Source organism: Marinomonas sp. CT5, assembly GCF_018336975.1.
Lineage (GTDB): Bacteria > Pseudomonadota > Gammaproteobacteria > Pseudomonadales > Marinomonadaceae > Marinomonas.
The window spans coordinates 3,809,030-3,833,149 of sequence record NZ_CP025572.1 but is presented as its reverse complement, the minus strand read 5'-3'; the positions used below and the strand labels follow the sequence as shown (position 1 = coordinate 3,833,149).

Genomic DNA, 24,120 nt, shown 5'->3' with positions numbered 1-24,120 from the left:
ATAAGTTGATCCGTTATCATGCTCGTCAATTTGGAGTGGGTAATACCATCTTCTTATTTTTAATCCTCTAGGATCCTAATGAAAAAAACATTTAAGTTATCTCATCCAATCATCAAATACCCACGCCTAATTGAAGCAACGAAAAACGAAGTTAAAAAATATCTAAAAAGAGAGCGCAACAAAACCTTGCCAGAATACGCTGATTTTTGGGGATTTGATTGCCGCTTTGGTCAAAGTGAAGCGTTGGCTGAAGAAATCCATGTCGCTCAAATCAATGAAAAAATCAGCTATGCCCAAAGCCAAGAATGGACTCAGTTCTATCTTGAAATTCTAGCGACGCCTGCTCAGCGAGCAAAACGAGATGTCGCTGATGAGCAAGATGGTTTAGAGAGTTTGGAAAACGACCAGGAACGCTAATTTCGCACTAGATGCCCTATACTGAAAACGCCAGATCATGGGATTTTGATCTGGCGTTTTGCCAAATGGCAATTAAGCAAAAATAGTCACCCCCCTCAATAGTTTGTTTCCTTTTTCCTGACTCTTTGGTCACTTGTCCGTGTTTGGACTGGCCTTATCATGAAGGTATTGCAGGCGACATTTTTTCATTTGCCTGCTGGCTTTGTTTGGTTGGAGGTATGACCATGAATAATGATGCAAATGCTTTGATTGATAGTTTGTTTGAGCGAATTAAGACAGCGGAACAAAATACGGGTACGCGGGATAAAGAAGCAGAAAGTCAGATAAATAAACACCTTGTTGCGAATCCAGCTGCTCCTTATTACATGGCGCAAACCATCATCATGCAAGAAGCCGCATTGAAGCAACTTAATGCTCGGGTTGAAGAGTTAGAGCGTAATGCTGCTGCCAAGCCGAATTCTGGCGGCTTTTTATCTGGGTTGTTTGGTGGCGATCAGAAAACATCACAGAGGAATGCTCAACAATCGACTTATCAAAGTTCGGCACAACCCCGTTCTGGCTGGGGGAGTGGCAACGGCTCTCAGCAAACGGCTAACCAGTCGCCTAATAATCAAGCGTATAGCCAGCCACAAAGTAATGGTCGTGGTAGTGGCTTTTTAGGGGGCGCCTTGCAAACCGCCGCTGGGGTCGCAGGTGGTATGGTAGTGGGGAATATGTTGATGAACATGTTTGGTCATCATTCGCAGACAGAAATGGTCGATGTGATTAATGAAACACCTGCGTCCTCGGATCTTGGGCAAAATGGCTTCGGTCAGTCAGGCTTTGATCAATCTACTATGGATCAAGATAGCTTAAATACTAATGGAGGATTTGGTCAGGCGGGTTTTGATCAGGCCAATATGGATCAAAGCGATTTGGACTCTGGTGGTTTTGATCAAGGAGGTTTTGATCAAGGTTTTGACGACATGGGCGGCTTTGACGATTTTGGCAGTGATGACTTTATTTAGTTATTATTTAGACATTCGTTAGAAAACAAAACCAGATCGATAAGATTCGATCTGTTTTTTTATTGATTAGTTCATTCTTATGTGACTTCAACAAAACTCATAAAGCCCGTTTTTAGGTGCTCTATGATATGACAGTGATACATCCAGCGCCCAGGATTATCAGCCACTAAGGCGGCAAGGACGGTTTCGTTTTCGCCTAGCAACACGGTATCCGAATGGAAGGGCGTAATGGCTTTTTTGTTTGATTTTAAAACCGTGAAGGTATGACCATGGATGTGTATTGGATGGTGATACTGGGTTAAATTAGACAGCTCGAAAAGATAGGTTTTGCCGCGCTCCAATGTGGCAAGCGGATCTGGAATATGACCTTTTGACATGCCTTCCCAAGAGCGACGATTCATGGTCCAAAAGTTATAACTCACTTTGCCGTCTTTTTCGATTGGTGTGATGTTAGCGTTCCATTCAAACGCAAACTTGATGGTTTGTGCGTTTTCTAAATCTGGAGTAGCAATTGGGTTGAGTGGTAGCTTGGGCAAACGACGATCTTTTAGCAGGCTTGCTACCGTTTTGATCGTCACCAGAGGTTTGTTTTTGTGCTTAAAGGTGACCGTTTCACCCACTTGACTAGGAGCTATCACGCCAAGGTCAAGGCGCATGCCAGGCGCAGTCATATGCTGGGTTAAGGCAATCGGTTCAGCGATTGGGTTGCCGTCAATGGCGATGATTTGCACCGTTGGATCGGTTGCGTTTATTTGGTACATCACTGTGTTATCTACGTTCAAGAAGCGCACTCGAATGGCACCGCCAGCGGGCACTTCGTAGGTCGGGTGAACCTGACCATTGACGGTCATCACTCGTCCCGGTGTGCCCATACGAAAAGCGTTTTGTGGTGTTGTCAGCGCGGTAAAAGAACCGTCGTCTTTGATGTGCCAATTTTTCATGCAGAGCACGAGATCTTCATCAAAGTCTGGCGTTTCCGCTTCATCTACAATCAGCGCACCTACCAACCCTTTGCCAAGCTGTTCGACGCTGTTCATATGCGGGTGATACCAGAAAGAGCCCGCATCGGGAGGCGTGAACTCATAGTCGAAAGTTTCACCGGGCATGATGGGGGGCTGGCTTAAAAAAGGCACGCCATCCATCGCAATGGGAATTCTCATACCATGCCAATGAATGGTCGTAGGTTCGTTAAGTTTGTTGATAACACGAATGCGCACAGGCTGATATTGCTTGGCGCGAATCACTGGAGCAGGGTAACCACCGTTAAAACACAATGCTGGCGTGCTGCCTCCAGCAACAATGTCTACATCCGCTGGCGCGACAATCAATTCATAGTCGAACCCTGCTGAAGGTGTGGCCGCAAGCACCACTCTAGGCAGGGCGCTTGTCATTGCCACTAAAAGGCTGGATTTTATAAAATTACGTCTGTTCAAAATGGCTGTTCCTATGGATGGTTTCGTCAATATCGCCAGATACGGATTTTAGGCGGTTGAGCATAGCAAAAAAGTGGTCATCTGCCGTTGGCCTTGATCAGGTTTTTAACGATATCCTTGTGCCTGCAAAGTAAACAAATGCGCATATTGGCCTTGTTGGGCTAGTAGTGACTCATGAGTGCCTCGTTCTTTGATCTGACCATGCTCCATCACAATGATCTCGTGAGCGAGACGCACGGTGGAGAATCGGTGTGAAATCAAGATCGCCATTTTGTCTTTGGTGTGCTCTTGAAAATGCTCGAAAATATTGGCTTCGGCTTGTGCATCCATTGCAGCTGTGGGCTCATCGAGTACTAAAATATCGGCCTCTTCGCGCATGAAAGCACGTGCTAGGGCGATCTTTTGCCATTGGCCGCCCGACAACTCTTGTCCGCCACGAAACCAGCGTCCCAGTTGGGTTTGATAGCCGCTGTCGAGTTCATCGATAAAGTCGGTGGCTTTGCCAAGCTTTGCGGCTTTTTGCCAGCCCGCTTGGTCATGGAATCGGTCGTTATCACCCGCTCCAATGTTTTCACCAACAATGAACTGGTAACGTACAAAGTCTTGGAAAATTACGCCGATACGCTTAAGTAAAGCGCTTTCCTCCCATTCCAGTAAGTCCAAATCATCTAATAAAATTCGCCCTTGGGTAGGGTTATAAAGTCGAGTCAGCAGCTTGATGAGCGTGGTTTTGCCTGAGCCGTTTTCACCGACAATGGCGAGGCTTTGACCTGGGCGAATGTGCAGGTCAATGTTAGCGAGGGCGGGTCTTTCGCTACCGGGATATTGGAAGGTCACATTTTCAAAGCGGATGCCATCGTTTGGTGTTGGCCCTGCGGACAAACCTGAGGTGGACAAGGGCGTTTCTTGTTCTAGATACTCATAGAGATTGGACAAATACAAATTGTCTTCGTACATGCCACTGATGGCGGTCAGTGAGGCGGATACCGAGCTTTGACCTTGTTTGAATAACAACAAATACATGGTCATTTGTCCTAGGGTAATCGCACCAATAATGGTGTCACTGACGATCCAGCCATAGGCACCATAAAATACCAAAGTACTTATCACGCCAAGGGCGAAGCCCCAGCTTTCACGTCGTAAAATCAGCCTTTTGCTTTCTTTAAAGAGCTTGATGAATATTTCTGTGTAACGTTGCAAAAAACGCCCACCGAGTTGGTACAAGCGAACTTCTTTAATATTGTCTTCACGCGCAAGCAGGGTTTCTAAATAGTTTTGTTGGCGAACCTCGGGTGATCGCCAACGGAACATCAAAAAGGCATCGCCTGAAAATTTAGCCTCAGCAATAAAAGATGGCAAAGCACCACAGATCAGCAAGGCCAACGCCCAAGGCGAAAAATGCCACAGTAAGACAGCAAAACTGGATAACGAGATAGCATTTTGCAGTAGGGCAAAGGTCTTGTTCACCAGCGCTAGAGGTCGGCTGGAGGCCTCGCGACGAGCGCGAACCAGCTTGTCGTAGAATTCGGAATCTTCAAAGTGCGATAAGGTCAATGTCTGTGCTTTCTCAAGAATCAGCAGATTGACTTTTTGGCCTAATAAACCTTGCAAAATGGCCTGCTGTGCCGTCAAAGCACGCTGGGCAGCCGCTATGACTAAAACTAACATACCCTCTAATAACACATAACTGAGAGCCGTTTGATAATGCAGGACTTGATCTTGTTTATAGCTCTCCATGGCGGCCACAACGGAATCGACGATGAGCTGTCCAACATAGGCCATCGCCGCTGGAGTGACACCGGCAATTAACGTGGCTAACGCCAAACCTAGGGTTAATGCTGGTGAGGTTTTCCAGACTAAATCTATGGCGCGGCGGCTATAGCGAAAAACGCCTAGCATGTTTTTATCGACGGAGTTTTTAGGTGAAGCCGTAGGTTTCATTAACCATCCTAATAGCAAGGGAAAGAAAAAGTGTGACTAGAGTATACGTGAGAGATGGATTACGAGTGGAGGTTTTAGTATTTGAACTTTATAAAAAAAGCCCTTTGTAAAAAAAGGCTTTCTTTGGAGGTGTTTCTACAAAAAACACAAAGGCTTAAATTAGAAAGTTATGCCAGCAGTGATAGCAAAGTTTGAACCATCACGCTTTGTTGAATCCTTATCTTTGAATTTATATTCAATATTTGTGTAGCGTACACCTAAATCTACAGCTAATGAGTCGTTACTGAATACTTGGTAGTTGGCTTCTAAGGCAATACCAAAGGCATTTTTTGTATCTGTTGTCGTTATTTCGCCATTAGTATCAGTGAATTCAGCTTTTGAACTTAAGTGGTAGGTTAGACCTGCACCTAATTGCAACTTATCTATTTGTTTTAAAAGAAGTACATCGATGGGGAGACGAGTAAACTTTACCTTAGCATTATTTGGATAGGAGCCTTCTTTAGATAGGTAGCTGGCAGCGATTTTAATGGATAGCTCGTTGGCCGAGACGGGTATAATGGTAAATGCACCAATGAAATCACCATCACCCACATCTGAAGAGGATTGAAATGAAGGTTCAGTACTAAAATTATCTCCACCTTTTGCATGCCCTATTTGTAGTCCATATTTAATGTCGCCTGCATTCGCAAATGATGCGCCCGCTATCAATGATGCAGCCAATGCCATTTTGGTAAATTTCATATAATTCCCTATCCCTTATGATTGTGTAAAAGCAGCGTGATTCTATGTAGTTTTAAGTAAGGGGGAAAGTGTTTTATGCTGCTGTTTCTTGATTTTTATCCATTAAAAAACCGACCCTTAGTGCAGGATTAGATGATTTCTCGCAATTTCATGGTTTGGCTATAGTGAAAGCCATTAGAAATTGTATTGGCTGTTTGGCCATTGATAGCGAGATATCTGTAATGAGCAATAAAATGACGAAGTTGGCGTTTGATCAAGTTGGCAATGGAACTCGTTCTGTATGAAGTGGCGAGCAAGACCAATACCTTTATCGTGCGACACAAACGCCTATTGTCACCAGTGCTGCTTATGGCTACCAAGATGTCGATGAATGGTACGACGTTGCTTTGGGGACAACCCCCGGTTTTATTTATAGCAGAATGAGCAACCCTACCGCAGAAACCTTAGAAGCGAAGATTTGTGGTTTAGAAAACGCTGATTCAGCGGTTGCTTTTAGTACTGGCATGGCGGCGATCAGTAGCGTGTTTTATACCTTTTTGTCGAATGGTTGCCGAGTCGTGTCAACGAAAGGCAGTTACGGTGGCACTAATAAAGTTTTTGAAGAAATTTTACCGCGCATGGGGTGAGCGTTACGCTTTGCGAAACCCATAGTCATGAGCAAATCGAAGAAGAGATTGCCAAAGGTTGTGATGTCTTATATCTGGAAAAGCCTACGAATCCAACATTAAAAATTGTTGATATAAAACGTCTTGTCGCCGCCGCTAAAACAGAGGGAGCTTTGGTGATTGCGGATAATACGTTTGCCACACCATTGAATCAAAGTCCTTTGGCGTTGGGCGTTGATATTGTAGTTCATAGTGCGACCAAGTTCTTAAGTGGTCATGCCGATGCTATGGGCGGCTTGGTTTGTGGTTCCGAAGAGTTGATGGCAAAGCCCAAGCGATTGCTGAATATTTATTAACTGAGTCTTTGGTAGAAGCCGTCAATTATCTAGGTCTATCAAGTCACTCAAATCATCAAATCGCTTGTGTGGTGCCATTGTGAGTTTTGTTTTATTGGGGGGAATTGAGGTCGTGACGGTTTTACTTCCGCAATTACAGTTCGCTCATTGTGCCGGCAATTTATTTAGGTGCGGTTGAGACCATTTATGGGCCAGCTAGGACCACAAGCCATGTTGAGAATACGTTAGAAGAGCGGTTGGCGCTGGGGATTTCAGAAGGTCTTGTGCGTATATCTGTGGGAATTGAAGACACAGACGATTTAATTGCAGATTTACAGCAAGCGTTTGATCGAGTCAGAACGGTAATGGTCTAGAGAAAAGTTTTGGCTGAATTTTGAGTAAATGAAAAATACGTAGGGGGTCATTAATGTTTCGCTAGGGACGGCTACGGCGAACTCCTGTATGATGCGCCGCGAGAAAATGGCGTTCGAGTATTGCAACGAAAGCAGATTAGGGTTTGTTTTAAAAAAACTGGGGACAGATAAGAATGAAAAAAATGTTAATCACCGCATTGGCTTTGTGTGGAGCAACGCTGGCATCAGCGTCAGATAATGATCTGTGGGAAAAGTCGACACTAAACCAAGTGCTTAAACGTGGTGAGCTTCGAGTATGTGCAGAAGCCGGTTATATGCCTTTTGATATGCGTGATAAAAGAGGCAATATCGTTGGTTTTGATGTGGATATTGCGAAAACCATGGCCAAAGCGATGGGCGTAAAATTAGACATTCGTAATACGGCATGGGATGGCATTATCCCTGCGTTGTTGACGGATAAATGTGACATCATCATTTCGGGTATGACTATTACCCCTGAACGTAACTTGAAAGTGAACTTTACTGATCCCTACATCGTGGTTGGTCAAACGATTCTGTTAAGCCCTAAGCTAGAAGGTAAAGTGACCAACTATCGTGACTTGAACAACGCAAAATACACTATCGCAACCAAATTGGGGGCGACATCGGATTACGCAGTAAAACGCTACATGAGCAAAGCGAAGTTGAACTTATTTGAAACCGAGTCAGAAGGCGTACTTGAAGTAATCAATGGTAACGCGGATGCCTTTGTATATGATTTGCCTTATAACGCGATTTATTCTGCACAAAATAAAGGCAAAGTCGTTCACTTAGATGAGTCTTTTACATACGAGCCACTGGGATTTGCGATTCGCAAAGGTGATCCAGATTTCATGAATTTTCTGAATAACTACCTCGCACAAATTAAAGGTGACGGTACTTACGATAAAATTTATAAAAAATGGTTTGCTAGCAACGCTTGGATTAGCAACATCCAATAACACCATAGTTAGATTAAAAGTGGCGCAACTGAGCGCCACTTTTTGTTGACCCTACTAGATCTACACTCACGACGGGGAAATTCTCATCGATGGAAAAACAATCTCACCTGCTTTTTTGGAGAGCGGTCTTTGTCCTTATCATTATAGGACTTGGCTTTGGCATTTATGCCAGCAGTAAAAGTATAGACTACACCTGGCGCTGGGAGCGTGTTCCGCAGTACATCATTAATACGGAAGCGACAACGGTTCGGTCTCCCTTTGATGGAACCGCCATGGTTGAAAAGGGGAAGTTGATTGTTGAGTCCGACTACGGTGACGATCCTTTGGTTATCACCAAATATGATAAATTGCTGGTCAATAATGGGGATTTGGTCTTTGAGGGGGATTCTCTTGTTGAAGTAGAGAATTGGAACATTGGCCCGCTTACTTGGGGGCTACTGATGACATTACAGTTGTCTGTCGTATCCCTCGCTTTTGCTGTGGTGATTGGCTTGTTTACGGGCTTAGCGCGAATATCGAACAACCCTGTGCTGCGCTATTTGTCTGTAACCTACATCGAGTTAATTCGTGGTACGCCGTTACTTGTGCAGATTTTTATCTTTTACTTTTTCATTGGTACCGTGTTGAATCTTGACCGATTTACCGCTGGGGTGGCCGCTTTATCTGTTTTTACAGGGGCTTATATTGCTGAAATTGTGCGATCTGGCATTCAGTCAATCAGTCCAGGGCAAATGGAAGCCGCACGAAGCTTAGGCATGAATTACGTACAAGCGATGGTTAATGTTATTTTGCCGCAGGCTTTCAAGCGAACCTTGCCTCCAATGGCTGGGCAGTTTATTAATCTCATTAAAGACTCATCATTAGTGTCGGTTATTTCGATTACTGATTTAACCAAAGCAGGTCGTGAAGTGGTGAGTTCTACCTTTGCTCCCTTTGAAGTGTGGTTTGCTGTTGCACTGATGTATTTAGTATTAACAGGCGCTTTGTCTTGGGCTGTTCAGCGTCTTGAAAAGAGGTTATCTGCCAGTGACTAATTTGACCGATAAGAGCATTATTCAAGCTCGTAATATTGAAAAAATCTATTCGAATGGTTGTCATGCTTTAAAAAATGTCTCACTTGATGTGAATCGTGGTGAAGTGGTGGTGATCATTGGCCCGAGTGGCTCTGGTAAGTCAACCTTCCTACGCACTTTGAATCAATTGGAAAGCATTTCTGGTGGCACCATTCATATTGATAAAGTGAGCCTGACAGATCGTAAAACGAATATTAATAAAGTGCGTGAAGAAGTCGGCATGGTATTTCAGTCTTTCAACTTATTTCCGCACAAGACGGCACTTGGCAATGTGGCTTTATCGCCTATTAAGGTAAAGAAAAAGCCGCGTGATGTTGCAGAGCAAGAAGGCCGGGAATTGCTTGAAAAAGTCGGTCTGGCTGAGCGAATGAGTCACTATCCATCACGTTTATCTGGAGGTCAGCAGCAGCGTGTCGCTATCGCACGTGCGTTGGCCATGCACCCTAAAATTATGTTATTTGATGAGCCAACCAGTGCGCTTGATCCCGAAATGGTGGGGGAAGTATTGGACGTAATGAAGCGCCTTGCGAGCGATGGCATGACCATGGTGGTTGTAACTCATGAAATGGGGTTCGCGCGTGAAGTGGCTGATCGTGTGGTGTTCATGGAAGATGGTGAGTTAGTGTTTGAAGAAAGCCCTGAGCGCTTTTTTAGTTCTGACAATCCGCGGCTTCAGCGCTTTCTTGGTCAAGTCTTGTAACGATACAAGCGTTGATCTTTTTGTTGAAATATGACGTATAAGATCCTTTATCGTAACGAATTAAGGGGCTCTTGTGACGACTGATACTTCACGGATTATCGAAATGGCTTGGGAAGATCGTACTCTATTCGAAGCCATTCAAATGCTTTATGGGTTATCAGAGTCTGATGTGATTTTGTTGATGCGGGCGAATCTTAAGCCAAAATCGTTTCGAAATTGGCGAGCACGAGTTTCTGGCCGTGTTAGTAAGCATTTGGCATTGCGTAACCCCGAAATCTCTCGTGGATACTGCAAGACACAATATAAAATACGTGCCAACAAAGGCCAAAAGTAGTCGTGTTTCGCTGAACTTTCATCAAACTCAGATCAAGTGATGTCGCATTACGCGGCATCACTCTCACGGTAATCGGTTAGCTCGTCATCAAACACAACTGTGCTTTCATCTTCCTCGTAAACCATATCTTCATCAGGCTCAATCACTAAGTCTTCTAGCGTTTTTTTTGCAGATGGCTCTGTTAAGTCAAGTTGAGCGCTACTGTTTTTGCTATTGGTTTTTTTCGCTTTTTGGGGGCTTTTCTTTTTGTTGCCTAAAATATTCAACAGAGAATCTTTATTTTCTGCTAAATACATAGAAAGCGCTTCTTTTTGGCTATGGTCTCCAGCTAATTCGCTTTGATCTAAGATTTCATACAGTGATTCTGCGGTCTCTAGCAATTTATCGTACGCATCGGCTTCTGTTTTGGAAGTGAATGTCATTTTTTCGATTCCATCGCGTTCTACAACATATTTTATAATTACAGGCATAATCCACCTCGTGAAAATAATACTGTATAAATATACAGTTGTTTTTCAATCTTTGTCTAGTGCTTTTTGTTTGTTGATCTTCATAATGATTGTTAAAGTGGCGGTCTTGATAAAGGAAACACTGCTATGCCTGTCGATTTTTCCCAATTAGATATTTCCATTCTGATGGATCATGTTGAGATTGTTTTAACAGTCGCTTGGATTTTATTGTCTTACATTGTTCGACGTTACACTAAGCGCGCCATTCGACTTAATCAAAAGATAGAACACGATAAAAAACGTCAAAGAATTAATGCCGCCGATAACATATTTAATCTGCTTTTGGTTGTCGGTATGGTTCTGATTTGGTCATCGGAACTGCAGAATATTGCTATTTCGATTGCTGCTTTTATGGTGGCTTTGGTTATCGCGACAAAAGAGTTTATCGCTTGTATCGTGGGGGCTTTTTATCGAGCAAGTACACGTCCTTACCAAGTGGGAGACTGGATACGTATTGCTAATTATGAAGGGGAAGTAACGGACAGTGATTGGCTTTCAACGACATTATTTGAAGTTGACTTGAAGGGCGGGAGCTATACATATACTGGTCGTACGACAGTAGTTCCTAATAGTGTTTTGTTATTACATACCGTACAAAATTTAAATTATATGCGTCGATATGTTACCCATACTTTTTCTATCTCTCGAGCGGTTGATGATGTAAATCTGTTTACTATAAAAGAACAGATTCTTGATAAAATTCGTCAATATAGTGAGCACTTTCATGAAGTTGCTATTCGCTATAACAGTCTGATAGAAAAGCGGTTGGATATCAAAATTTCTGGCCCAGAGCCGCGAGTCAGAATAACTACTACACCTGAAGGGTTTAATGTTTTTACAGTGTCTCTTTTTTGTCCCACCGATGAAGCTGTTGAAATAGAACAAAAAGTTACTGAGGATTTTATGCGATTTTGGTATGAAAGACGGGACATGAGTAATAGTGGAGCGACAAAAAATGCTTAAGTTTACTCGCCCTATTGTGACCCTATTATTGATAACTACATCTGTATTATTGGCAGGTTGTAACAGTTTTCGTGTTAGCGAGGAGGATGTTAATAAAGAAGTTGCAAAACAATTGGCTCAACCACAAGAAAATCATATCCAGCTTACCTTAGATGGTAATACGCTGAATCTAGACTTTGTGGTGACGTCTGCACATATCGATTTTACGGAACGCGATGGTGGCTTAGTATTGGTTGATTTGATTGGTAAAATGACTGGTACGTTAAGCGCATTCGGCCAAGCATTTTCTTTAACGACTAAAGTAAACCCTTCCTTTGAATCTGGTGTGCGAATTGAAGAGGATCGCTTGTACTTAGTAGCACCCAAAATTACGAAAATCGAGGTGGAAGGCTCGAGTTTTAACGATAAAATGCTGCGCTCTACTTTGGGTTCTTTGCATGATGATTTTGAAATTGCCTTGGTTAAGTATTTCGATCAGCATCCTGTATACGTGTTGAACCATTCTCCGTTTGAGAAAACCGCTGCGTTTTTAGTAAAAGACATTATTGTTAAAGAAGGCTCCTTAGAGCTTTCTATTTTTTAATAAAAGGGGCTCTAGGTAAGTTGCACCATAATCACTATAATGCCCCGATATTATCTAAGCGGATACACTAAGTATCAGTGCTTAATTATTGATTAAAAATGAGGAAACAGCATGTCGATTGCAGACAATCAAGTCGTTCAATTTCACTATACTTTGCGTCATGGCGAAGATTTGATCGAAACCTCTGCGGGTAAAGATCCAGCGGCTTACTTACATGGCCACGGCAACGTTATTCCAGGGCTTGAAAAAGCTATGGAAGGTAAAGAAGTTGGTGATGAGTTCGAAGTCACTGTGCCTTGTGCCGATGCTTACGGTGAACGCCATGAAGATCGTCAGCAGCAAGTGCCGGTAAAACATTTGCAAGGGGCAAAACGCTGGAAAGCGGGCATGGTTGCTATGGTGCAAACGGACAAAGGTATGCGTCAGGTAACGGTGGTAAAAGTTGGCTTAAAACACGCTACTGTGGACTTAAATCACCCATTGTCTGGTAAAGACCTAACGTTCAATATTCAAATTGTTGACTCTCGTGAAGCAACGAACGATGAAATTGCTCACGGACATGCACACGGTGTCGGTGGTCATCACCACTAAGAGCCAAGCTCATTAGGTATTGCTTCATAAAGCCCTTGTTATGGAAGACGTAACAGGGGCTTTTGTATTTTTGGATTTGGCAATGTCATGACTTCTGTCAACCTAAACTTTGGAAAGAGTAAATTTTAATAGGAATCGTTATCAATAGCTTGACAGATGCTGTCTTACTACACATTATTGATAATAGTTATCATTTGTATTCTTTAGAGGTTGACGAGATGAGTCATTATTTGGTGCCATTTTCAGTACTTGAGCAAACTATTCAGGGTGGACAGTGTGCAGATTCTCCAGAAGTGCTCTATCACTACTTAAATTTAACAGAAGAGTATGCCGAGCGACTAAGTATTACCGATGCAACTTTATTGTATCAAAGAGTGTTTAACGTATTGCTGGATACGGTTTGTGATACCAGTGTCGCGACTCACTGGCGTCAAACCTGTCTAGACAAGGTGTATTTGCCTTTATCACACCTAAAGCGTTTAATTGTAACGTATCAAGATGCTAAGAATTATTTCAAGATGGAGCATAACTTGCGAGTTCTGAGTCATTACTTTATTTCTTCTTTTGAACAATAAGGAATTCTTATACTTATGAAAACGCGTATTGAAAAAGACAGTATGGGGGAGTTAGAAGTCCCAGCAAAAGCCCTTTACGGAGCCCAAACTCAACGGGCCATAAACAACTTTCCTATTAGCGATGAACCTCTTCCTGAAGCCTTTATTCGTTCTCTTATCTTAATAAAATCCGCCGCCGCTCGCGCTAATAAATCCCTTGAATGCCTAACGCCTGAAATGTCTGAAGCCATTCAAGCGGCTTGTGATGAGTTACTAGATTCTGAAGACCTTATGCAGCATTTTCCTGTGGATGTTTATCAAACGGGGTCAGGCACGAGTTCGAACATGAATGCGAATGAAGTCATTGCAACATTAGCAAGTTCGCATCTTGGTGACACGGTGAATCCTAATGATCATGTGAACTATGGTCAAAGCAGTAATGACGTTATTCCTAGCGCGATTCATGTGAGTGCAACATTAGAATTAACCGGCCATTTATTACCCGCTTTAGTGCATTTGAAAGACACCATTATTGAAAAAGGCGATGCTTTGGCGGGTTATACCAAAACTGGTCGCACCCATTTAATGGATGCCATGCCAGTTCGGTTAGACCAAACTTTTCATGCTTGGGCCGCTCAGCTGCAAGACCATATCGATAACTTAACTTATCTGGAGAACAAAACGACTCAATTGGCGCAGGGTGGTACTGCGGTAGGTACGGGCATTAATGCGCATCCAGAGTTTGCTGAGGCATTTGCCAGAGAATTATCGGACTTAACCAATGTGACTTTTAGCAAGGGAGAGAACTTTTTCGCACTGATAGGATCTCAAGATACAGCCGTTGCTTTATCTGGTCAGCTAAAAGCGGTTGCCGTGACCTATATGAAAATTGCCAATGATCTGCGTTGGATGAATTCTGGTCCATTGGCTGGCTTGGGAGAAATTTCATTGCAAGCCTTACAACCAGGCTCTTCTATTATGCCAGGTAAAGTGAACCCTGTGATTCCAGAAGCCACAGCCATGGTCGCAGCACAAGTGATTGGCAATGACGCGGCGATTACCATTGGTGGACAATCTGGGAATTTTGAACTAAATGTTATGCTTCCTATGATTGCTAAGAATTTACTGAACAGTATTAAGTTATTGGCGAATAGTGGACAAGTATTGGCGGATAACGCGATAGCAACACTAACGGTTAATGAAGACAAACTAAACCAAGCCTTACATCGCAACCCTATTTTGGTCACGGCACTTAATCCGATTATTGGTTATGGAAAAGCGGCTGAAATTGCCAAAAAAGCGTACAAAGAAGGTCGTCCAGTAGTGGATGTGGCAGAAGAGGAAACCGAGTTAGATAGAGAAGCGCTATTGGCTTTGTTAGATCCTGCCAAGCTCACACATGGCGGAATTTAACCGAGAACAGATAAGGTTTCGTTATTTGGTTGTTTCCCTTACCAAATAACGAAAAACGAGCCAGCGCTTGCGCTGGCTTTTTTATGCTTAGTTACTTATCCTAATGCTTCATCCACAGCCGCTTTAGCATGAATGTAGGTAGTATCAAATAAAGGCACTGACACATGTTCTTGCTGTAATAACAGTGTGATTTCAGTACAGCCTTCGATGACGGCTTCTGCGCCGCTTGCTTGGAGTCGATTGACGATATCGATATAGATTTTTCTAGATTCTGGGAGAATGTTTCCAAGACATAATTCATCGTAAATAATTCGATGTATCTCGTCCCTGTCTTGCTTTTGTGGCGTGATAACCTCTAGACCGTATTGCTCTTCTAGTCGTTTAATATAGAAGTCTTCTTCCATGGAATAGCGAGTACCAATAAAGCCAACTTTCTGATGCTTTTTCTTAACGAGTTCTTGGGCTGTTGCATCAGCAATATGCAATAAAGGAATCTGTATGGCATTTTGAACATGATCGGCCACCTTGTGCATGGTATTGGTGGCGATAAGAATGAAGTCTGCTTGGGCTTGTTCCAAACGTTTAGCTTCTGCGGTAAGTATTTCTCCTAGTTGCGTCCAATCGCCTAGATGTTGCAGGCGTTCAATTTCAGCAAAGTTGACGCTGGATAAAATAATTTTCGCTGAATGCAGCCCGCCCAGCTTTTGTTTAGTCATCTCATTAATATTTTGGTAGTACAAAGCAGACGATTCCCAACTCATCCCACCAATAATGCCGATTGTTTTCATACTCGAATCCTTTGTCTCTCATTCTGAATACATAAAGTCTAACGAGCTTGTTCAATGGCTGTAATGTACAGATGATGAAATAAGTGAAGCGGACTGTAATGCAGCCATGGCCTTTTTACAGGCTACGAGTCATAAATACGCTATGAGGATCCAGCTTATAATCGGCAAAAGGACCGCACTCGATAAAGTCATGTTTTGTATACAGCTTTCTGGCTGGTGCAAAGAAGTCATGTGACCCAGTTTCTAGGCTTATTTTGCTAAGACCTTTCTGTTTTGCGGCTTCAAGAATATGGCTAAGCAGGGTAGAAGCAACGCCTTTGTTGCGAGCGGCGCTGGTGGTGCGCATAGATTTAATTTCACCATGGGTGTCATCATGAGCTTTAAGTGCGCCACAGCCGAGTAATTGGCTATTTTTCCACACTGTCCAAAAGGTAATATTCGGTTTTTTTAATTCCTCTAAATCCAAAGCAAAAACACATTCTGGCGGGGATGTTGCAAACATGTCTTCAAGGTGTTCTGTGAGCAGTTGTTTGATTTCTGGGCCTGATAAGTCGTCGATTCTGATGTCCATTTGGTGTGATATCCTTGCCAAAATAGAGGGATTAAAGGAAATAGATAAGCAAGTATCGTACCTTAATGAATCCCCAAAAAAGCGTCAACATTAAGTGTATACTGACAGTTAACTAGCACCCAAAACAGGAAGCAAATAGGCTATGACAATTTCGTTTCAATTACGTCCCGCAAATAGGAATGATGCTGAGCGTTTGTTGGTGTGGCGTAATGATCCACAAACTCGACAAGCTTCTCATCATGGGGAGGTTATTAGTTTAGAAGCGCATATGGCATGGTTAGAAAAATCACTAAAAAGTCCAGATCAGAGACGCTTGTGGGTCGCTGAAATGAATGGCAAAGCGGTCGGTACTTGCCGAGCGGATCGCGTGGAAAATGCGTGGGAGTTATCTTGGACGGTGGCACCAGAATCACGCGGGCAAGGGGTTGCTCATCAAATGCTGTCTCAATTAATGCCTCTCTTTAATGAACCGCTATCAGCACAGGTAAAAATAGGCAATATCGCGTCAGTGAAAGTGGCGGAGCGAGTGGGCTTTGTCCTAGATAAACAAGAGCAGGGCGTGTTGTTTTATGTTTATCCAAACAAACCTTTTATGGCGGGTTAATCGTCAAAGCGAATCCGAACTTTTGGCTCGTCTGGCATTTTTTCGCTGGGTTTGCGTAGTGGATCGACCAGCTTTTCCAGCCCATTGATTTTTATTTCCAGTGCTAGCTGCAACCATTGCCCTAGATTACCGTTCGGCCAGCCTTCGTGTGCAAACCATAGTAAATAGGCTTCTGGCAGATCGATCAAAACACGGCCTTGGTATTTTCCGAAAGGCATGGTTTGACGGGCAACTTGGATAAGGTCTTCTTGTGAGAACATGGGCTTCGCTTAATGGCTCAGAGTCAAAAATAAGTGCGTGTATTTAAACATACGTGTGCTATTTGGCAAAAGGTGGATCTTGTTTAAAGCGGTGGATCAAGTAATCGCAAATGCTTTGTAATTTTGGTGACGACTGACGAACTTTAGGATAAACCAGCCAAACGCCACTGTATGGGTACTGATATTGTGTTAGTAATGGGATGAGTTTGCCGCTGGCGAGATCGTCGGACACGTAATAATCTGGCAATTGTGCGATTCCCAAACCTTTGCGCACTGCATCCAACAAGGCTGGGCCAGAATTGCTGCGCCACTGGCTGCTGACTTTGACCTCTTTGCGTTGTCCGTCTTGTTGAAACAGCCAATGATTCTTGGAACCGATCAAACAATGGTGTTTGTTTAATTCGGCTAATGTGTGCGGCATGCCATGTTGGTCTATGTAGTCTCTTGAGGCGCAAAGGTATTCCACGCGATCGCACAAGCGCCGAGATAAATGGCTAGAATCTTTCATTGCGCCCATGCGAATAGCCAGATCGTAACCTTCCTCGATTAAATCCACCGAACGATTGGTCAGGTGAAAATCCAACTCGATCCTTGGATGATCAAGTAAAAAGTCGTTCATTAATGGCGCGATATAGCGTTCGCCAAAAGTGGTCGCACAGGTCATTTTAAAGGAACCGATGGGGGCTTGGTTGAGGGAGGAAATCACTTCTTCAGCGCTGCTCAACGCTTCTGGCAAACCACGACAATGCTGGTAATACAATTCTCCCGCTTCGCTTAAGCGAATGCGTCTGGTGGTGCGAAACAAGAGTGTTGTACCGAGTTCTGCTTCGAGCTGAGTGATGAGACGGCTAATGTGAGACGCTGACACGCTAAGTTTAGTGGCGGCCGCGGTAAAGCCGCCTTGCCGAACCACTTCGACAAACGCTTCCATGGCTTCCCAATTTTTCATGGCTTTCCCTTAAATGGTGTTGAGAGTGTTATATTATAACTAAAATGGCCTTTTTTGAAATGATTGTTGCTGTATGGCAATAATCATTTGCCAACCGAGGGATTATCCTTGTAATCATTTGCGTCTACACTGATGTCATCAAAACTATTAAACACACATTGGAGTGCGCTATGAAATGTAAAGCAGCTGTTGCTTGGGGACCGGGCCAACCACTTAAAATCGAAGAAGTAGATGTTCAAGATCCACAAAAAGGTGAAGTACTTGTTCGTATGGTTGCAACAGGCGTTTGTCACACCGATGCGTTTACCTTGTCTGGTGAAGATCCAGAAGGTGTATTCCCTGCGATCTTAGGTCACGAAGGTGCGGGTGTTGTTGAAGCGGTAGGTGAGGGCGTTACTAGTCTTAAAGTAGGCGATCACGTTATTCCACTTTACACGGCAGAGTGTGGCGAATGTAAGTTTTGTAAGTCGGGTAAAACAAACTTATGCAGTGCCGTTCGAGAAACTCAAGGTAAAGGCCTAATGCCAGACGGTACAAGCCGTTTTAGCATCAATGGTGAACCTATTTTCCATTACATGGGGACGTCGACTTTCTCTGAATACAGTGTTGTACCTGAAATTTCTTTGGCGAAGATCCATGTAGATGCACCGCTAGAAAAAGTCTGCTTGCTAGGCTGTGGTATCACAACAGGTATCGGCGCAGTATTGAATACGGCGAAAGTGGAGAAAGGCGATACGGTTGCGGTCTTTGGTTTAGGCGGCATTGGTTTGTCTGTTATTCAAGGTGCTCGTATGGCGGGGGCTTCACGTATTATCGCCATCGACATTAACGAATCTAAATTTGAAATGGCGAAGCAGTTTGGTGCGACGGATTGTGTGAATCCGAAAAACTTTGATGCGCCAATCCAACAAGTGATTGTTGAGATGACTGACGGCGGTGTGGATTACTCTTTCGAGTGTATTGGTAACGTACAAGTAATGCGCTCTGCTCTTGAGTGTTGCCACAAAGGTTGGGGCGAGTCCATCATCATTGGTGTTGCTGGTGCTGGCCAAGAAATCTCTACTCGTCCTTTCCAATTGGTAACCGGTCGAGTTTGGAAGGGGTCTGCGTTTGGTGGTGTTAAAGGTCGTACCCAATTACCAGGTTACGTAGAAGACTACATGAATGGCAAAATCGAAATCGACCCATTCGTTACGCACACAATGCCACTTGAGCAAATCAACGAAGCGTTTGATTTGATGCACAAAGGCGAAAGTATTCGTACCGTCATCCTGTTCGATCAAAAATAATTGTTAAGATCAGTCGAGCCAATCCAGTTAGCCATTTAGCGTCAGCGAAATGGCTAACGTCTAGGAGAAGAATATGGAACTACTATCTAGCACGAAAAGCTTCGGCGGTTGGTTGAAGCGTTATAAGCATGAAAGTTTGTCCGTAAAAAGCGAAATGACCTTTGCTATTTACTTGCCACCACAAGCTGAAACGCAAAAAGTCCCCGTCTTGTATTGGTTGTCAGGTTTGACTTGTAATGATGAGAATTTCACGCAAAAAGCGGGTGCTTTTCGCAAAGCGGCGGAATTGGGGTTAGCGATTGTTTGTCCAGACACCAGCCCACGTGGTACGGATTATCCGAACGAGCATGAAAGCTACGACTTTGGATCGGCGGCGGGATTCTACATCAACGCAACTGTTGAGCCTTACTCGAACACTTACCACATGTACGATTACGTGGTGCAAGAGCTGCCGCATTTAGTGGAAGCGAACTTCCCTGTGACCGACAAGCGTTCTATCTCTGGTCACTCAATGGGGGGCCATGGTGCTTTGATTTGTGCATTGAAGAACCCAGGCAAGTATCAATCTGTGTCGGCCTTCGCACCGATCGCCAACCCTACTAATTGTCCTTGGGGCGAAAAAGCGTTCACGGGATATCTGGGGGAAGATAAAGCGACTTGGAACGAATGGGATGCGACTTTGCTGATTGAAAACGCAAGTGAGCGCTTACCTTTGTTTATTGATCAAGGCGAAGCGGATAGCTTTTTGGTAGAACAACTTAAGCCAGAAGCCCTAGAAGCGGCCTGTGAAAAAGCCGGACACCCGATTACGCTACGTCGTCAACCGGGCTACGATCACAGCTACTTCTTCATCGCAAGCTTCATTGACGATCACCTAGAACATCATTCCAGAGCCTTGGGTTAATCCTTGAGTTTTCTCTATTGGAACTGACAAAAGCGAGCCTCGGCTCGCTTTTTTATTGCCTGAAAACTTATACAAAATAAAATGTAGGGCGGCATGAGCGAAGCGTGATCCGCCATGTTGTAGCCACAAACGTCAGATAGAGCCAGTTCGGAGGAGACTCAAACCAAGCGTGAATTGCTGGTTAGAAAGCTTAACCCTACTAGGGTCAAATAATCTATTTCGATAGATCAATTAGTCAGCTATTAGGTTATCAGAAGCTATTTGGTCAGCTATAGAGAGCATTTTAAGGGAAACTGATTCTGTCTTAAGGTCTGAATAAAAAGCAAAAAAGCGTCCGTCTTGACGTACGTGCCATAAAGCGTACAATTTGCCTATAATTTAGACAATCTTGAGGTGTGTGATGGCTGGAATGACGGCAACAGAAGCACGGAGTAATTTGTATCGGTTGATTGATGAAGCGGCTGATTCTCATCAGCCTATCGTTATTACTGGTAAGCGCAATAATGCAGTTTTAGTATCGGAAGAGGATTGGTCAGCGATCCAAGAAACGCTGTTTTTATTATCAATACCTAATATGCGTGAATCAATCCGCGAGGGAATGGATACTCCCGCTAGTGAATGTGACGAGGAGTTAGACTGGTGACATGGAAGTTGGTATATACCAAGCAAGCTCAGAAGGATGCAAAGAAATTAGCGTCTAGCGGGCTGAAATCAAAAGCTCAAGAGTTACTCAATTTTATTGCGCAGGATCCCTTTCAAAAACCACCTCCGTTTGAGAAGTTAGTTGGTGACCTTTCTGGCGCTTATTCGCGCAGAATTAATATCCAACACCGACTTGTTTATCAAGTGCTGGAAGCAGAGAAATTGATAAAAGTACTTCGGCTGTGGAGCCATTATGAGTAATCTAGTGGATGTAACAAGAAGGGCTTATTTTAATTTAAGAAATATTGTTCTGGATTCGTTTATAGAAAAAGCCTACTGAGCCGAACGTGGTGTTCAGCTCATCGTGAGAGTGCTTAAGCAAAGACGAAGTATTTGCGCACGGTTTCAACCACTTCCCAAGTACCTTTCATGCCAGGTTCGATGACAAATACATCGCCTGCTTTTAGATGTTTTGGTTCTTCCCCTTCTGGGGTGATGATGCAGTAACCTTCTAAGAAATGGCAAAATTCCCATTTGTCGTAGTTCACTTCAAATTTACCAGGGGTACAAATCCACGTTCCCATGATTTTGCTGCCGTCTTTTGAAAGGTAGGCGTTTAAATTGACTGTGTGTGGATCGCCACCAATACGAGTCCATTTTGTTGCGTTTACTACGGGTGTTGGGCAGGTTTCACGCATAACGGTGATAAAGTCAGACATAGCGGCTCCAGATGGTGATTGAGTTAAAGGAGCATCATTGTAGGGTGGCTAGGAAGTAAGCAATTGTCTGTTTACGTCAAAAATATCTTTTAAATGCGGGAAAGTATAATCATAACGGTAAAGGAGAAGAGACGCAGGGGTAATTGTCATGACATTGCTGGTATTATTTAAAAAGCGTAGTGAATGCCTGCAACATGATTAAAAGTTGGTTAGTCATAGTTCTTTTATCGGTTAAACGTTAACATTTAATTGTTTTTAACATTTAATTTTTTAATTTCATCTAATGCATTTTGCTAAGTGCGTATTTTAAGGGTTCGTAATGAAGGTAAAATACTTTAAAACGGCGGCTGTCGCAGCGTGTTTGTCTTCCAGCGCTGCATTTGGTTTTAACTTGGATGTTTTTGGCTGGTTCCAAAAAGATAATTCGATTGAGAGTATGATCGAGTACGTGCCTGCTGATACCGCTCTTTTTGTTGGTGGCGTCTCAAATAAAGAGCTTGTCACTAGCTCCGATGAGCTGATGGCTCAATATAAAGATAGCGGTAATGCCGAAATAATTAGTGAACTGCTCGAATCTTTACCACCCAGTAAAGGTTTGGATTTTGTTAATTGGTTGGTAAAAGACTACTACGATGTAGCCTATCAAGGAGGTATGGCGCTGTTTCAACATTATGGCTTAGATGTTGAAGGGGCTAGAGCTATGTATTTGGATGGCGTTTTTCCTGTCACACGCATTGCATTAGAAAATGAAGAAACGTTTCTAGCACTGGTTAAGCAAGCTGCTCAAGAAACAGATGTTCAGCTTGGTTCTCAGACGATCGGTGAGCAGACGTTAACAACGGTTGAGTTGGTAAACAAAGATAATGTTGAGCTGATGCTTGGTTTTATGATCAAAGATAAAGTGCTCACTGTGGCTGTTATGTCTCAAAAAGAAAGCAAAGCTGCTCAAGAACAGCGCTTTGCTTTAGCGAAGCCGGCTAAAGCTATGGCGGTGGAGAGTTGGAAAAATGATGGTGAGTCTTATAATTTCTTGGCGGCTTCCCATGGTTATATTCATTTACAGAATATTGCTAATGCGATTCTTGATGAAAACTCTCGTGCCCATAAACAGGTAAAAGCGTTGGTCGGTGATGACCTACCTGAGTTAAGTGCTGCGCAAATGCAGTGTAAAACTGACATTGATAATATTGTGTCCGGCGTTCCTCGTGTGGTTTTTGGTGCGAATAGCTATGACGTTCAAGGTGACGATATCTCCTTAGAGTTTTCTTATGCATTAGAAATTAAAAACGCCAATATTCTTGGGGAGTTAAACAAGCTGAGTGGTTTTATTCCGAGTTATTTGAATGCTGATAATGACTTGACGTTGGGCGTCGGTCTTGGCGTATCGTCGGATGCCGTGTCACCAGTACTAACAAGCTTGTGGAGACAATTTACTAAAGCCGAGTTTAACTGTGAGCCATTACTTAAAATGCAAGCAGATCTACGCGAACAGAACCCAGCAGCACTGTCTGTATTTACCAGTATGGCGCAAGGATTGTCTGGGGTGAGCTTAGGTATATTTGACCTAGAAAAAGACGAAGGTAGTCCAGTTGGCGTGAAATACGATGCTATTGCAACGATTACGAGTGAGAAGCCTGATGTGTTGGCTGCACTGGCTGGACAATATATTCCAATGCTTCGCGGTGTTCAGATTCCGACTGATGGAAGCACAGTGAACTTGGCTGACAAGGGATTGCCAATAGATGCATTTGTCGGAATTAAAGGTAAGCATTTAGTTGCTTATACAGGAGAAAAAAGTAAGCAAGTCGCTGAGCAATTGGCGACAGAAGAAGTGACTCAAAATGGCATGGTGGCCATTGCTATGGATAGTACTAGATTAAGTGATTTGGTCTTAAACATAGGAAAGTTAAGTGCCCAAATGGGGAACGACTGTACTGATTTATATACTGTTTCAACTGTGCTTACAGGTTTGCCATTTACTCTCAATATTCGTGAAGGGTTTAACGATAAAGGTTACGAAGGTAGCTGGTCTATGCATTTGAAGGACTTGGCAGAGTTCAAAAATATTAGACGTAAAGATTTACTAAACAGCTTCAAAGTGGAGTATTTAGACGAACAGTGCAATTGGATTGATACGGGGGTTGAAACCTTTAATGAAGACGGTACGGGGACTTTTGTTGACCAAGATGAATCTAACAGCTGTAACGTTTTTGAAAGTCGTTTCGATTGGTCTCACTTTGTTGGGGTGATTAGTGAAAGTGAAGCGGAAACAAAATTTCGTGATAGCTGTGCTAATGAGTGGGTGCAACAAGAAGGTGTCGACTTTAGCTGCCAAATTTTAACCGCAAAAAACAATGTGTTTTATTGCTTGCAAGATGATGGTGATTACAAAGCACTTTATCGCTATACACAACAATAATTGTCTATTGAGCGAACATAGCGTCTTACATCGACCAACAAAAAACCAATGGCAGTAAATGATGCCATTGGTTTTTTTGTGTTTGCCTATTGAATAACGTTGGTATGCTTAGTGCTACGGATTCTAATCTTGCCAATATTTGCCTTTTTGAGTTTTGCCAATTCCTGGGTTCAAACTATTGGTAGGATCATTTTTCTTGTAAAACGCTTTTAGTGCTTCTTTAGCCTTATACAGCTGACCAACATTATGTTCTGCTGGGTATTCAGCTCCTTTTTCATCAAAAAAAGCCAGTAGTTGATTTTTAACCTTATTTTCGTCAACACCAGATTTGAGAATGTAGTCTTGGTGCATTACGTGACACATAAAGTGCCCATTATACAATTTCGCTTCCATTAGCTTATCTAGTTCAGGGGGAAGTGTCT

27 protein-coding genes and 2 pseudogenes are annotated in these 24,120 nt (G+C 43.2%); 19 read left to right on the top strand and 10 right to left on the bottom strand.

The features are described 5' to 3' along the window. Positions 1–78 precede the first annotated feature (78 nt). Both C0J08_RS18375 and C0J08_RS18370 read left to right on the top strand, forming a co-directional pair. The gene (locus C0J08_RS18375) at positions 79–417 is read left to right on the top strand and encodes a DUF6172 family protein (RefSeq protein WP_212653341.1); all 339 of its coding nucleotides are present in this window, start codon (positions 79–81) and stop codon (positions 415–417) included. A gap of 224 nt (positions 418–641) precedes the next feature. Then, the gene (locus tag C0J08_RS18370; protein ID WP_212653340.1) at positions 642–1,424 is read left to right on the top strand and encodes a DUF2076 domain-containing protein; all 783 of its coding nucleotides are present in this window, start codon (positions 642–644) and stop codon (positions 1,422–1,424) included. Between the two features lie 77 nt (positions 1,425–1,501). Here the strand turns inward: C0J08_RS18370 and C0J08_RS18365 are convergent, their stop codons facing one another. The 3 genes from C0J08_RS18365 to C0J08_RS18355 form a co-directional block, all read right to left on the bottom strand. After that, positions 1,502–2,857 carry a multicopper oxidase family protein gene (locus C0J08_RS18365; protein ID WP_249344373.1) on the bottom strand — a complete coding sequence of 452 codons (1,356 nt, stop codon included), beginning with the start codon at positions 2,855–2,857 and terminating at the stop codon, positions 1,502–1,504. A gap of 105 nt (positions 2,858–2,962) precedes the next feature. After that, positions 2,963–4,798, bottom strand: a complete 1,836-nt coding sequence (locus C0J08_RS18360; RefSeq protein ID WP_212653339.1) for an ABC transporter ATP-binding protein — start codon at positions 4,796–4,798, stop codon at positions 2,963–2,965. A gap of 159 nt (positions 4,799–4,957) precedes the next feature. Continuing rightward, entirely contained in the window at positions 4,958–5,539 is a 582-nt protein-coding gene (locus C0J08_RS18355; protein ID WP_212653338.1) for an outer membrane beta-barrel protein, read from the bottom strand. A gap of 329 nt (positions 5,540–5,868) precedes the next feature. Here C0J08_RS18355 and C0J08_RS22920 point away from each other — a divergent pair. From C0J08_RS22920 to C0J08_RS18330, 6 genes and pseudogenes are all read left to right on the top strand, one after another. Next, positions 5,869–6,500, top strand: a pseudogene (locus C0J08_RS22920) (aminotransferase class I/II-fold pyridoxal phosphate-dependent enzyme). A gap of 149 nt (positions 6,501–6,649) precedes the next feature. Further along, a complete protein-coding gene (locus C0J08_RS22810) occupies positions 6,650–6,853 on the top strand; it encodes a PLP-dependent transferase (protein ID WP_349304775.1) in 204 nt (67 codons plus the stop codon). 173 nt (positions 6,854–7,026) lie between these two features. Then, the gene (locus C0J08_RS18345) at positions 7,027–7,833 is read left to right on the top strand and encodes a transporter substrate-binding domain-containing protein (protein WP_212653337.1); all 807 of its coding nucleotides are present in this window, start codon (positions 7,027–7,029) and stop codon (positions 7,831–7,833) included. Positions 7,834–7,922: 89 nt separating this feature from the next. Next, on the top strand, positions 7,923–8,867 hold the full coding sequence (locus tag C0J08_RS18340) for an amino acid ABC transporter permease (protein WP_212653336.1): 945 nt from the start codon (positions 7,923–7,925) through the stop codon (positions 8,865–8,867). Further along, a complete protein-coding gene (locus C0J08_RS18335) occupies positions 8,860–9,606 on the top strand; it encodes an amino acid ABC transporter ATP-binding protein (protein ID WP_283247113.1) in 747 nt (248 codons plus the stop codon). The genes C0J08_RS18340 and C0J08_RS18335 overlap by 8 nt, the downstream gene beginning before the upstream one ends. A gap of 73 nt (positions 9,607–9,679) precedes the next feature. Continuing rightward, positions 9,680–9,940 carry a TIGR03643 family protein gene (locus C0J08_RS18330; protein WP_502711621.1) on the top strand — a complete coding sequence of 87 codons (261 nt, stop codon included), beginning with the start codon at positions 9,680–9,682 and terminating at the stop codon, positions 9,938–9,940. A gap of 47 nt (positions 9,941–9,987) precedes the next feature. Here the strand turns inward: C0J08_RS18330 and C0J08_RS18325 are convergent, their stop codons facing one another. Next, entirely contained in the window at positions 9,988–10,410 is a 423-nt protein-coding gene (locus tag C0J08_RS18325) for a YebG family protein (protein WP_212653335.1), read from the bottom strand. A 126-nt stretch (positions 10,411–10,536) separates the two neighbouring features. On the opposite strand from C0J08_RS18325, the gene C0J08_RS18320 reads away from it, so the two are divergent. From C0J08_RS18320 to C0J08_RS18300, 5 genes are all read left to right on the top strand, one after another. After that, positions 10,537–11,412 carry a mechanosensitive ion channel family protein gene (locus tag C0J08_RS18320; protein WP_212653334.1) on the top strand — a complete coding sequence of 292 codons (876 nt, stop codon included), beginning with the start codon at positions 10,537–10,539 and terminating at the stop codon, positions 11,410–11,412. Further along, complete coding sequence (locus C0J08_RS18315) at positions 11,405–11,995, top strand: DUF1439 domain-containing protein (protein WP_212653333.1); 591 nt, start codon at positions 11,405–11,407, stop codon at positions 11,993–11,995. Before C0J08_RS18320 ends, C0J08_RS18315 begins: the two co-directional genes overlap by 8 nt. 111 nt (positions 11,996–12,106) lie before the next feature. Next, entirely contained in the window at positions 12,107–12,586 is a 480-nt protein-coding gene (locus tag C0J08_RS18310; RefSeq protein ID WP_212653331.1) for an FKBP-type peptidyl-prolyl cis-trans isomerase, read from the top strand. A 218-nt stretch (positions 12,587–12,804) separates the two neighbouring features. Further along, positions 12,805–13,161, top strand: coding sequence for a hypothetical protein (locus C0J08_RS18305; RefSeq protein ID WP_212653329.1), 357 nt, complete (start codon positions 12,805–12,807; stop codon positions 13,159–13,161). 15 nt (positions 13,162–13,176) lie between these two features. Beyond that, positions 13,177–14,553: a class II fumarate hydratase gene (locus tag C0J08_RS18300; protein WP_212653328.1), complete on the top strand. Its 1,377-nt coding sequence runs from the start codon at positions 13,177–13,179 to the stop codon at positions 14,551–14,553. A 95-nt stretch (positions 14,554–14,648) separates the two neighbouring features. Here the strand turns inward: C0J08_RS18300 and C0J08_RS18295 are convergent, their stop codons facing one another. Beyond that, positions 14,649–15,341: an aspartate/glutamate racemase family protein gene (locus tag C0J08_RS18295; protein WP_212653327.1), complete on the bottom strand. Its 693-nt coding sequence runs from the start codon at positions 15,339–15,341 to the stop codon at positions 14,649–14,651. Positions 15,342–15,456: 115 nt separating this feature from the next. Beyond that, a complete protein-coding gene (locus C0J08_RS18290) occupies positions 15,457–15,912 on the bottom strand; it encodes a GNAT family N-acetyltransferase (protein ID WP_212653326.1) in 456 nt (151 codons plus the stop codon). Positions 15,913–16,054: 142 nt separating this feature from the next. On the opposite strand from C0J08_RS18290, the gene C0J08_RS18285 reads away from it, so the two are divergent. Beyond that, entirely contained in the window at positions 16,055–16,516 is a 462-nt protein-coding gene (locus C0J08_RS18285; protein WP_212653325.1) for a GNAT family N-acetyltransferase, read from the top strand. Here the strand turns inward: C0J08_RS18285 and C0J08_RS18280 are convergent. Next, on the bottom strand, positions 16,513–16,776 hold the full coding sequence (locus tag C0J08_RS18280; protein ID WP_212653324.1) for a DUF3820 family protein: 264 nt from the start codon (positions 16,774–16,776) through the stop codon (positions 16,513–16,515). The two genes, C0J08_RS18285 and C0J08_RS18280, sit on opposite strands and share 4 nt — an antisense overlap. Positions 16,777–16,834: 58 nt before the next feature. Continuing rightward, positions 16,835–17,725 (bottom strand): LysR family transcriptional regulator, encoded by an 891-nt coding sequence (locus C0J08_RS18275; RefSeq protein ID WP_212653323.1) that lies wholly within the window; start codon positions 17,723–17,725, stop codon positions 16,835–16,837. 170 nt (positions 17,726–17,895) lie between these two features. On the opposite strand from C0J08_RS18275, the gene C0J08_RS18270 reads away from it, so the two are divergent. The 4 genes from C0J08_RS18270 to C0J08_RS18255 all read left to right on the top strand — a co-directional run bounded on the left by C0J08_RS18270 (position 17,896) and on the right by C0J08_RS18255 (position 20,821). Then, positions 17,896–19,014, top strand: a complete 1,119-nt coding sequence (locus C0J08_RS18270; RefSeq protein WP_212653322.1) for an S-(hydroxymethyl)glutathione dehydrogenase/class III alcohol dehydrogenase — start codon at positions 17,896–17,898, stop codon at positions 19,012–19,014. Positions 19,015–19,087: 73 nt separating this feature from the next. Further along, positions 19,088–19,918 carry an S-formylglutathione hydrolase gene (gene fghA, locus C0J08_RS18265; protein WP_212653321.1) on the top strand — a complete coding sequence of 277 codons (831 nt, stop codon included), beginning with the start codon at positions 19,088–19,090 and terminating at the stop codon, positions 19,916–19,918. 400 nt (positions 19,919–20,318) lie between these two features. Continuing rightward, positions 20,319–20,561 (top strand): type II toxin-antitoxin system Phd/YefM family antitoxin, encoded by a 243-nt coding sequence (locus tag C0J08_RS18260; protein ID WP_212653320.1) that lies wholly within the window; start codon positions 20,319–20,321, stop codon positions 20,559–20,561. Then, positions 20,558–20,821 carry a Txe/YoeB family addiction module toxin gene (locus C0J08_RS18255; protein WP_212653319.1) on the top strand — a complete coding sequence of 88 codons (264 nt, stop codon included), beginning with the start codon at positions 20,558–20,560 and terminating at the stop codon, positions 20,819–20,821. The genes C0J08_RS18260 and C0J08_RS18255 overlap by 4 nt, the downstream gene beginning before the upstream one ends. Positions 20,822–20,934: 113 nt before the next feature. Here C0J08_RS18255 and C0J08_RS18250 read toward each other — a convergent pair whose 3' ends face one another. Beyond that, positions 20,935–21,279, bottom strand: a complete 345-nt coding sequence (locus C0J08_RS18250; protein ID WP_012068575.1) for a cupin domain-containing protein — start codon at positions 21,277–21,279, stop codon at positions 20,935–20,937. A gap of 319 nt (positions 21,280–21,598) precedes the next feature. Between C0J08_RS18250 and C0J08_RS18245 the strand changes: the two genes are divergently transcribed. Further along, positions 21,599–23,698: a hypothetical protein gene (locus C0J08_RS18245; RefSeq protein ID WP_212653317.1), complete on the top strand. Its 2,100-nt coding sequence runs from the start codon at positions 21,599–21,601 to the stop codon at positions 23,696–23,698. 123 nt (positions 23,699–23,821) lie between these two features. Here the strand turns inward: C0J08_RS18245 and C0J08_RS18240 are convergent. Continuing rightward, a pseudogene (locus C0J08_RS18240) lies at positions 23,822–24,120 on the bottom strand (D-lactate dehydrogenase); the annotation flags it as partial.

Bases quoted from the DNA above. Each gene is read 5' to 3' on its own strand.
- C0J08_RS18310 (WP_212653331.1), top strand. From the start codon at position 12,107: ATGTCGATTGCAGACAATCAAGTCGTTCAATTTCACTATACTTTGCGT.
- C0J08_RS18275 (WP_212653323.1), bottom strand. From the start codon at position 17,725: ATGAAAAATTGGGAAGCCATGGAAGCGTTTGTCGAAGTGGTTCGGCAA.
- fghA (WP_212653321.1), top strand. From the start codon at position 19,088: ATGGAACTACTATCTAGCACGAAAAGCTTCGGCGGTTGGTTGAAGCGT.
- C0J08_RS18280 (WP_212653324.1), bottom strand. From the start codon at position 16,776: ATGTTCTCACAAGAAGACCTTATCCAAGTTGCCCGTCAAACCATGCCT.
- C0J08_RS18300 (WP_212653328.1), top strand. From the start codon at position 13,177: ATGAAAACGCGTATTGAAAAAGACAGTATGGGGGAGTTAGAAGTCCCA.
- C0J08_RS18345 (WP_212653337.1), top strand. From the start codon at position 7,027: ATGAAAAAAATGTTAATCACCGCATTGGCTTTGTGTGGAGCAACGCTG.
- C0J08_RS18360 (WP_212653339.1), bottom strand. From the start codon at position 4,798: ATGAAACCTACGGCTTCACCTAAAAACTCCGTCGATAAAAACATGCTA.
- C0J08_RS18340 (WP_212653336.1), top strand. From the start codon at position 7,923: ATGGAAAAACAATCTCACCTGCTTTTTTGGAGAGCGGTCTTTGTCCTT.
- C0J08_RS18370 (WP_212653340.1), top strand. From the start codon at position 642: ATGAATAATGATGCAAATGCTTTGATTGATAGTTTGTTTGAGCGAATT.
- C0J08_RS18315 (WP_212653333.1), top strand. From the start codon at position 11,405: ATGCTTAAGTTTACTCGCCCTATTGTGACCCTATTATTGATAACTACA.
- C0J08_RS18245 (WP_212653317.1), top strand. From the start codon at position 21,599: ATGAAGGTAAAATACTTTAAAACGGCGGCTGTCGCAGCGTGTTTGTCT.
- C0J08_RS18295 (WP_212653327.1), bottom strand. From the start codon at position 15,341: ATGAAAACAATCGGCATTATTGGTGGGATGAGTTGGGAATCGTCTGCT.
- C0J08_RS18260 (WP_212653320.1), top strand. From the start codon at position 20,319: ATGGCTGGAATGACGGCAACAGAAGCACGGAGTAATTTGTATCGGTTG.
- C0J08_RS18355 (WP_212653338.1), bottom strand. From the start codon at position 5,539: ATGAAATTTACCAAAATGGCATTGGCTGCATCATTGATAGCGGGCGCA.
- C0J08_RS18375 (WP_212653341.1), top strand. From the start codon at position 79: ATGAAAAAAACATTTAAGTTATCTCATCCAATCATCAAATACCCACGC.
- C0J08_RS18270 (WP_212653322.1), top strand. From the start codon at position 17,896: ATGAAATGTAAAGCAGCTGTTGCTTGGGGACCGGGCCAACCACTTAAA.
- C0J08_RS18290 (WP_212653326.1), bottom strand. From the start codon at position 15,912: ATGGACATCAGAATCGACGACTTATCAGGCCCAGAAATCAAACAACTG.
- C0J08_RS18305 (WP_212653329.1), top strand. From the start codon at position 12,805: ATGAGTCATTATTTGGTGCCATTTTCAGTACTTGAGCAAACTATTCAG.
- C0J08_RS18285 (WP_212653325.1), top strand. From the start codon at position 16,055: ATGACAATTTCGTTTCAATTACGTCCCGCAAATAGGAATGATGCTGAG.
- C0J08_RS18250 (WP_012068575.1), bottom strand. From the start codon at position 21,279: ATGTCTGACTTTATCACCGTTATGCGTGAAACCTGCCCAACACCCGTA.
- C0J08_RS18320 (WP_212653334.1), top strand. From the start codon at position 10,537: ATGCCTGTCGATTTTTCCCAATTAGATATTTCCATTCTGATGGATCAT.
- C0J08_RS18325 (WP_212653335.1), bottom strand. From the start codon at position 10,410: ATGCCTGTAATTATAAAATATGTTGTAGAACGCGATGGAATCGAAAAA.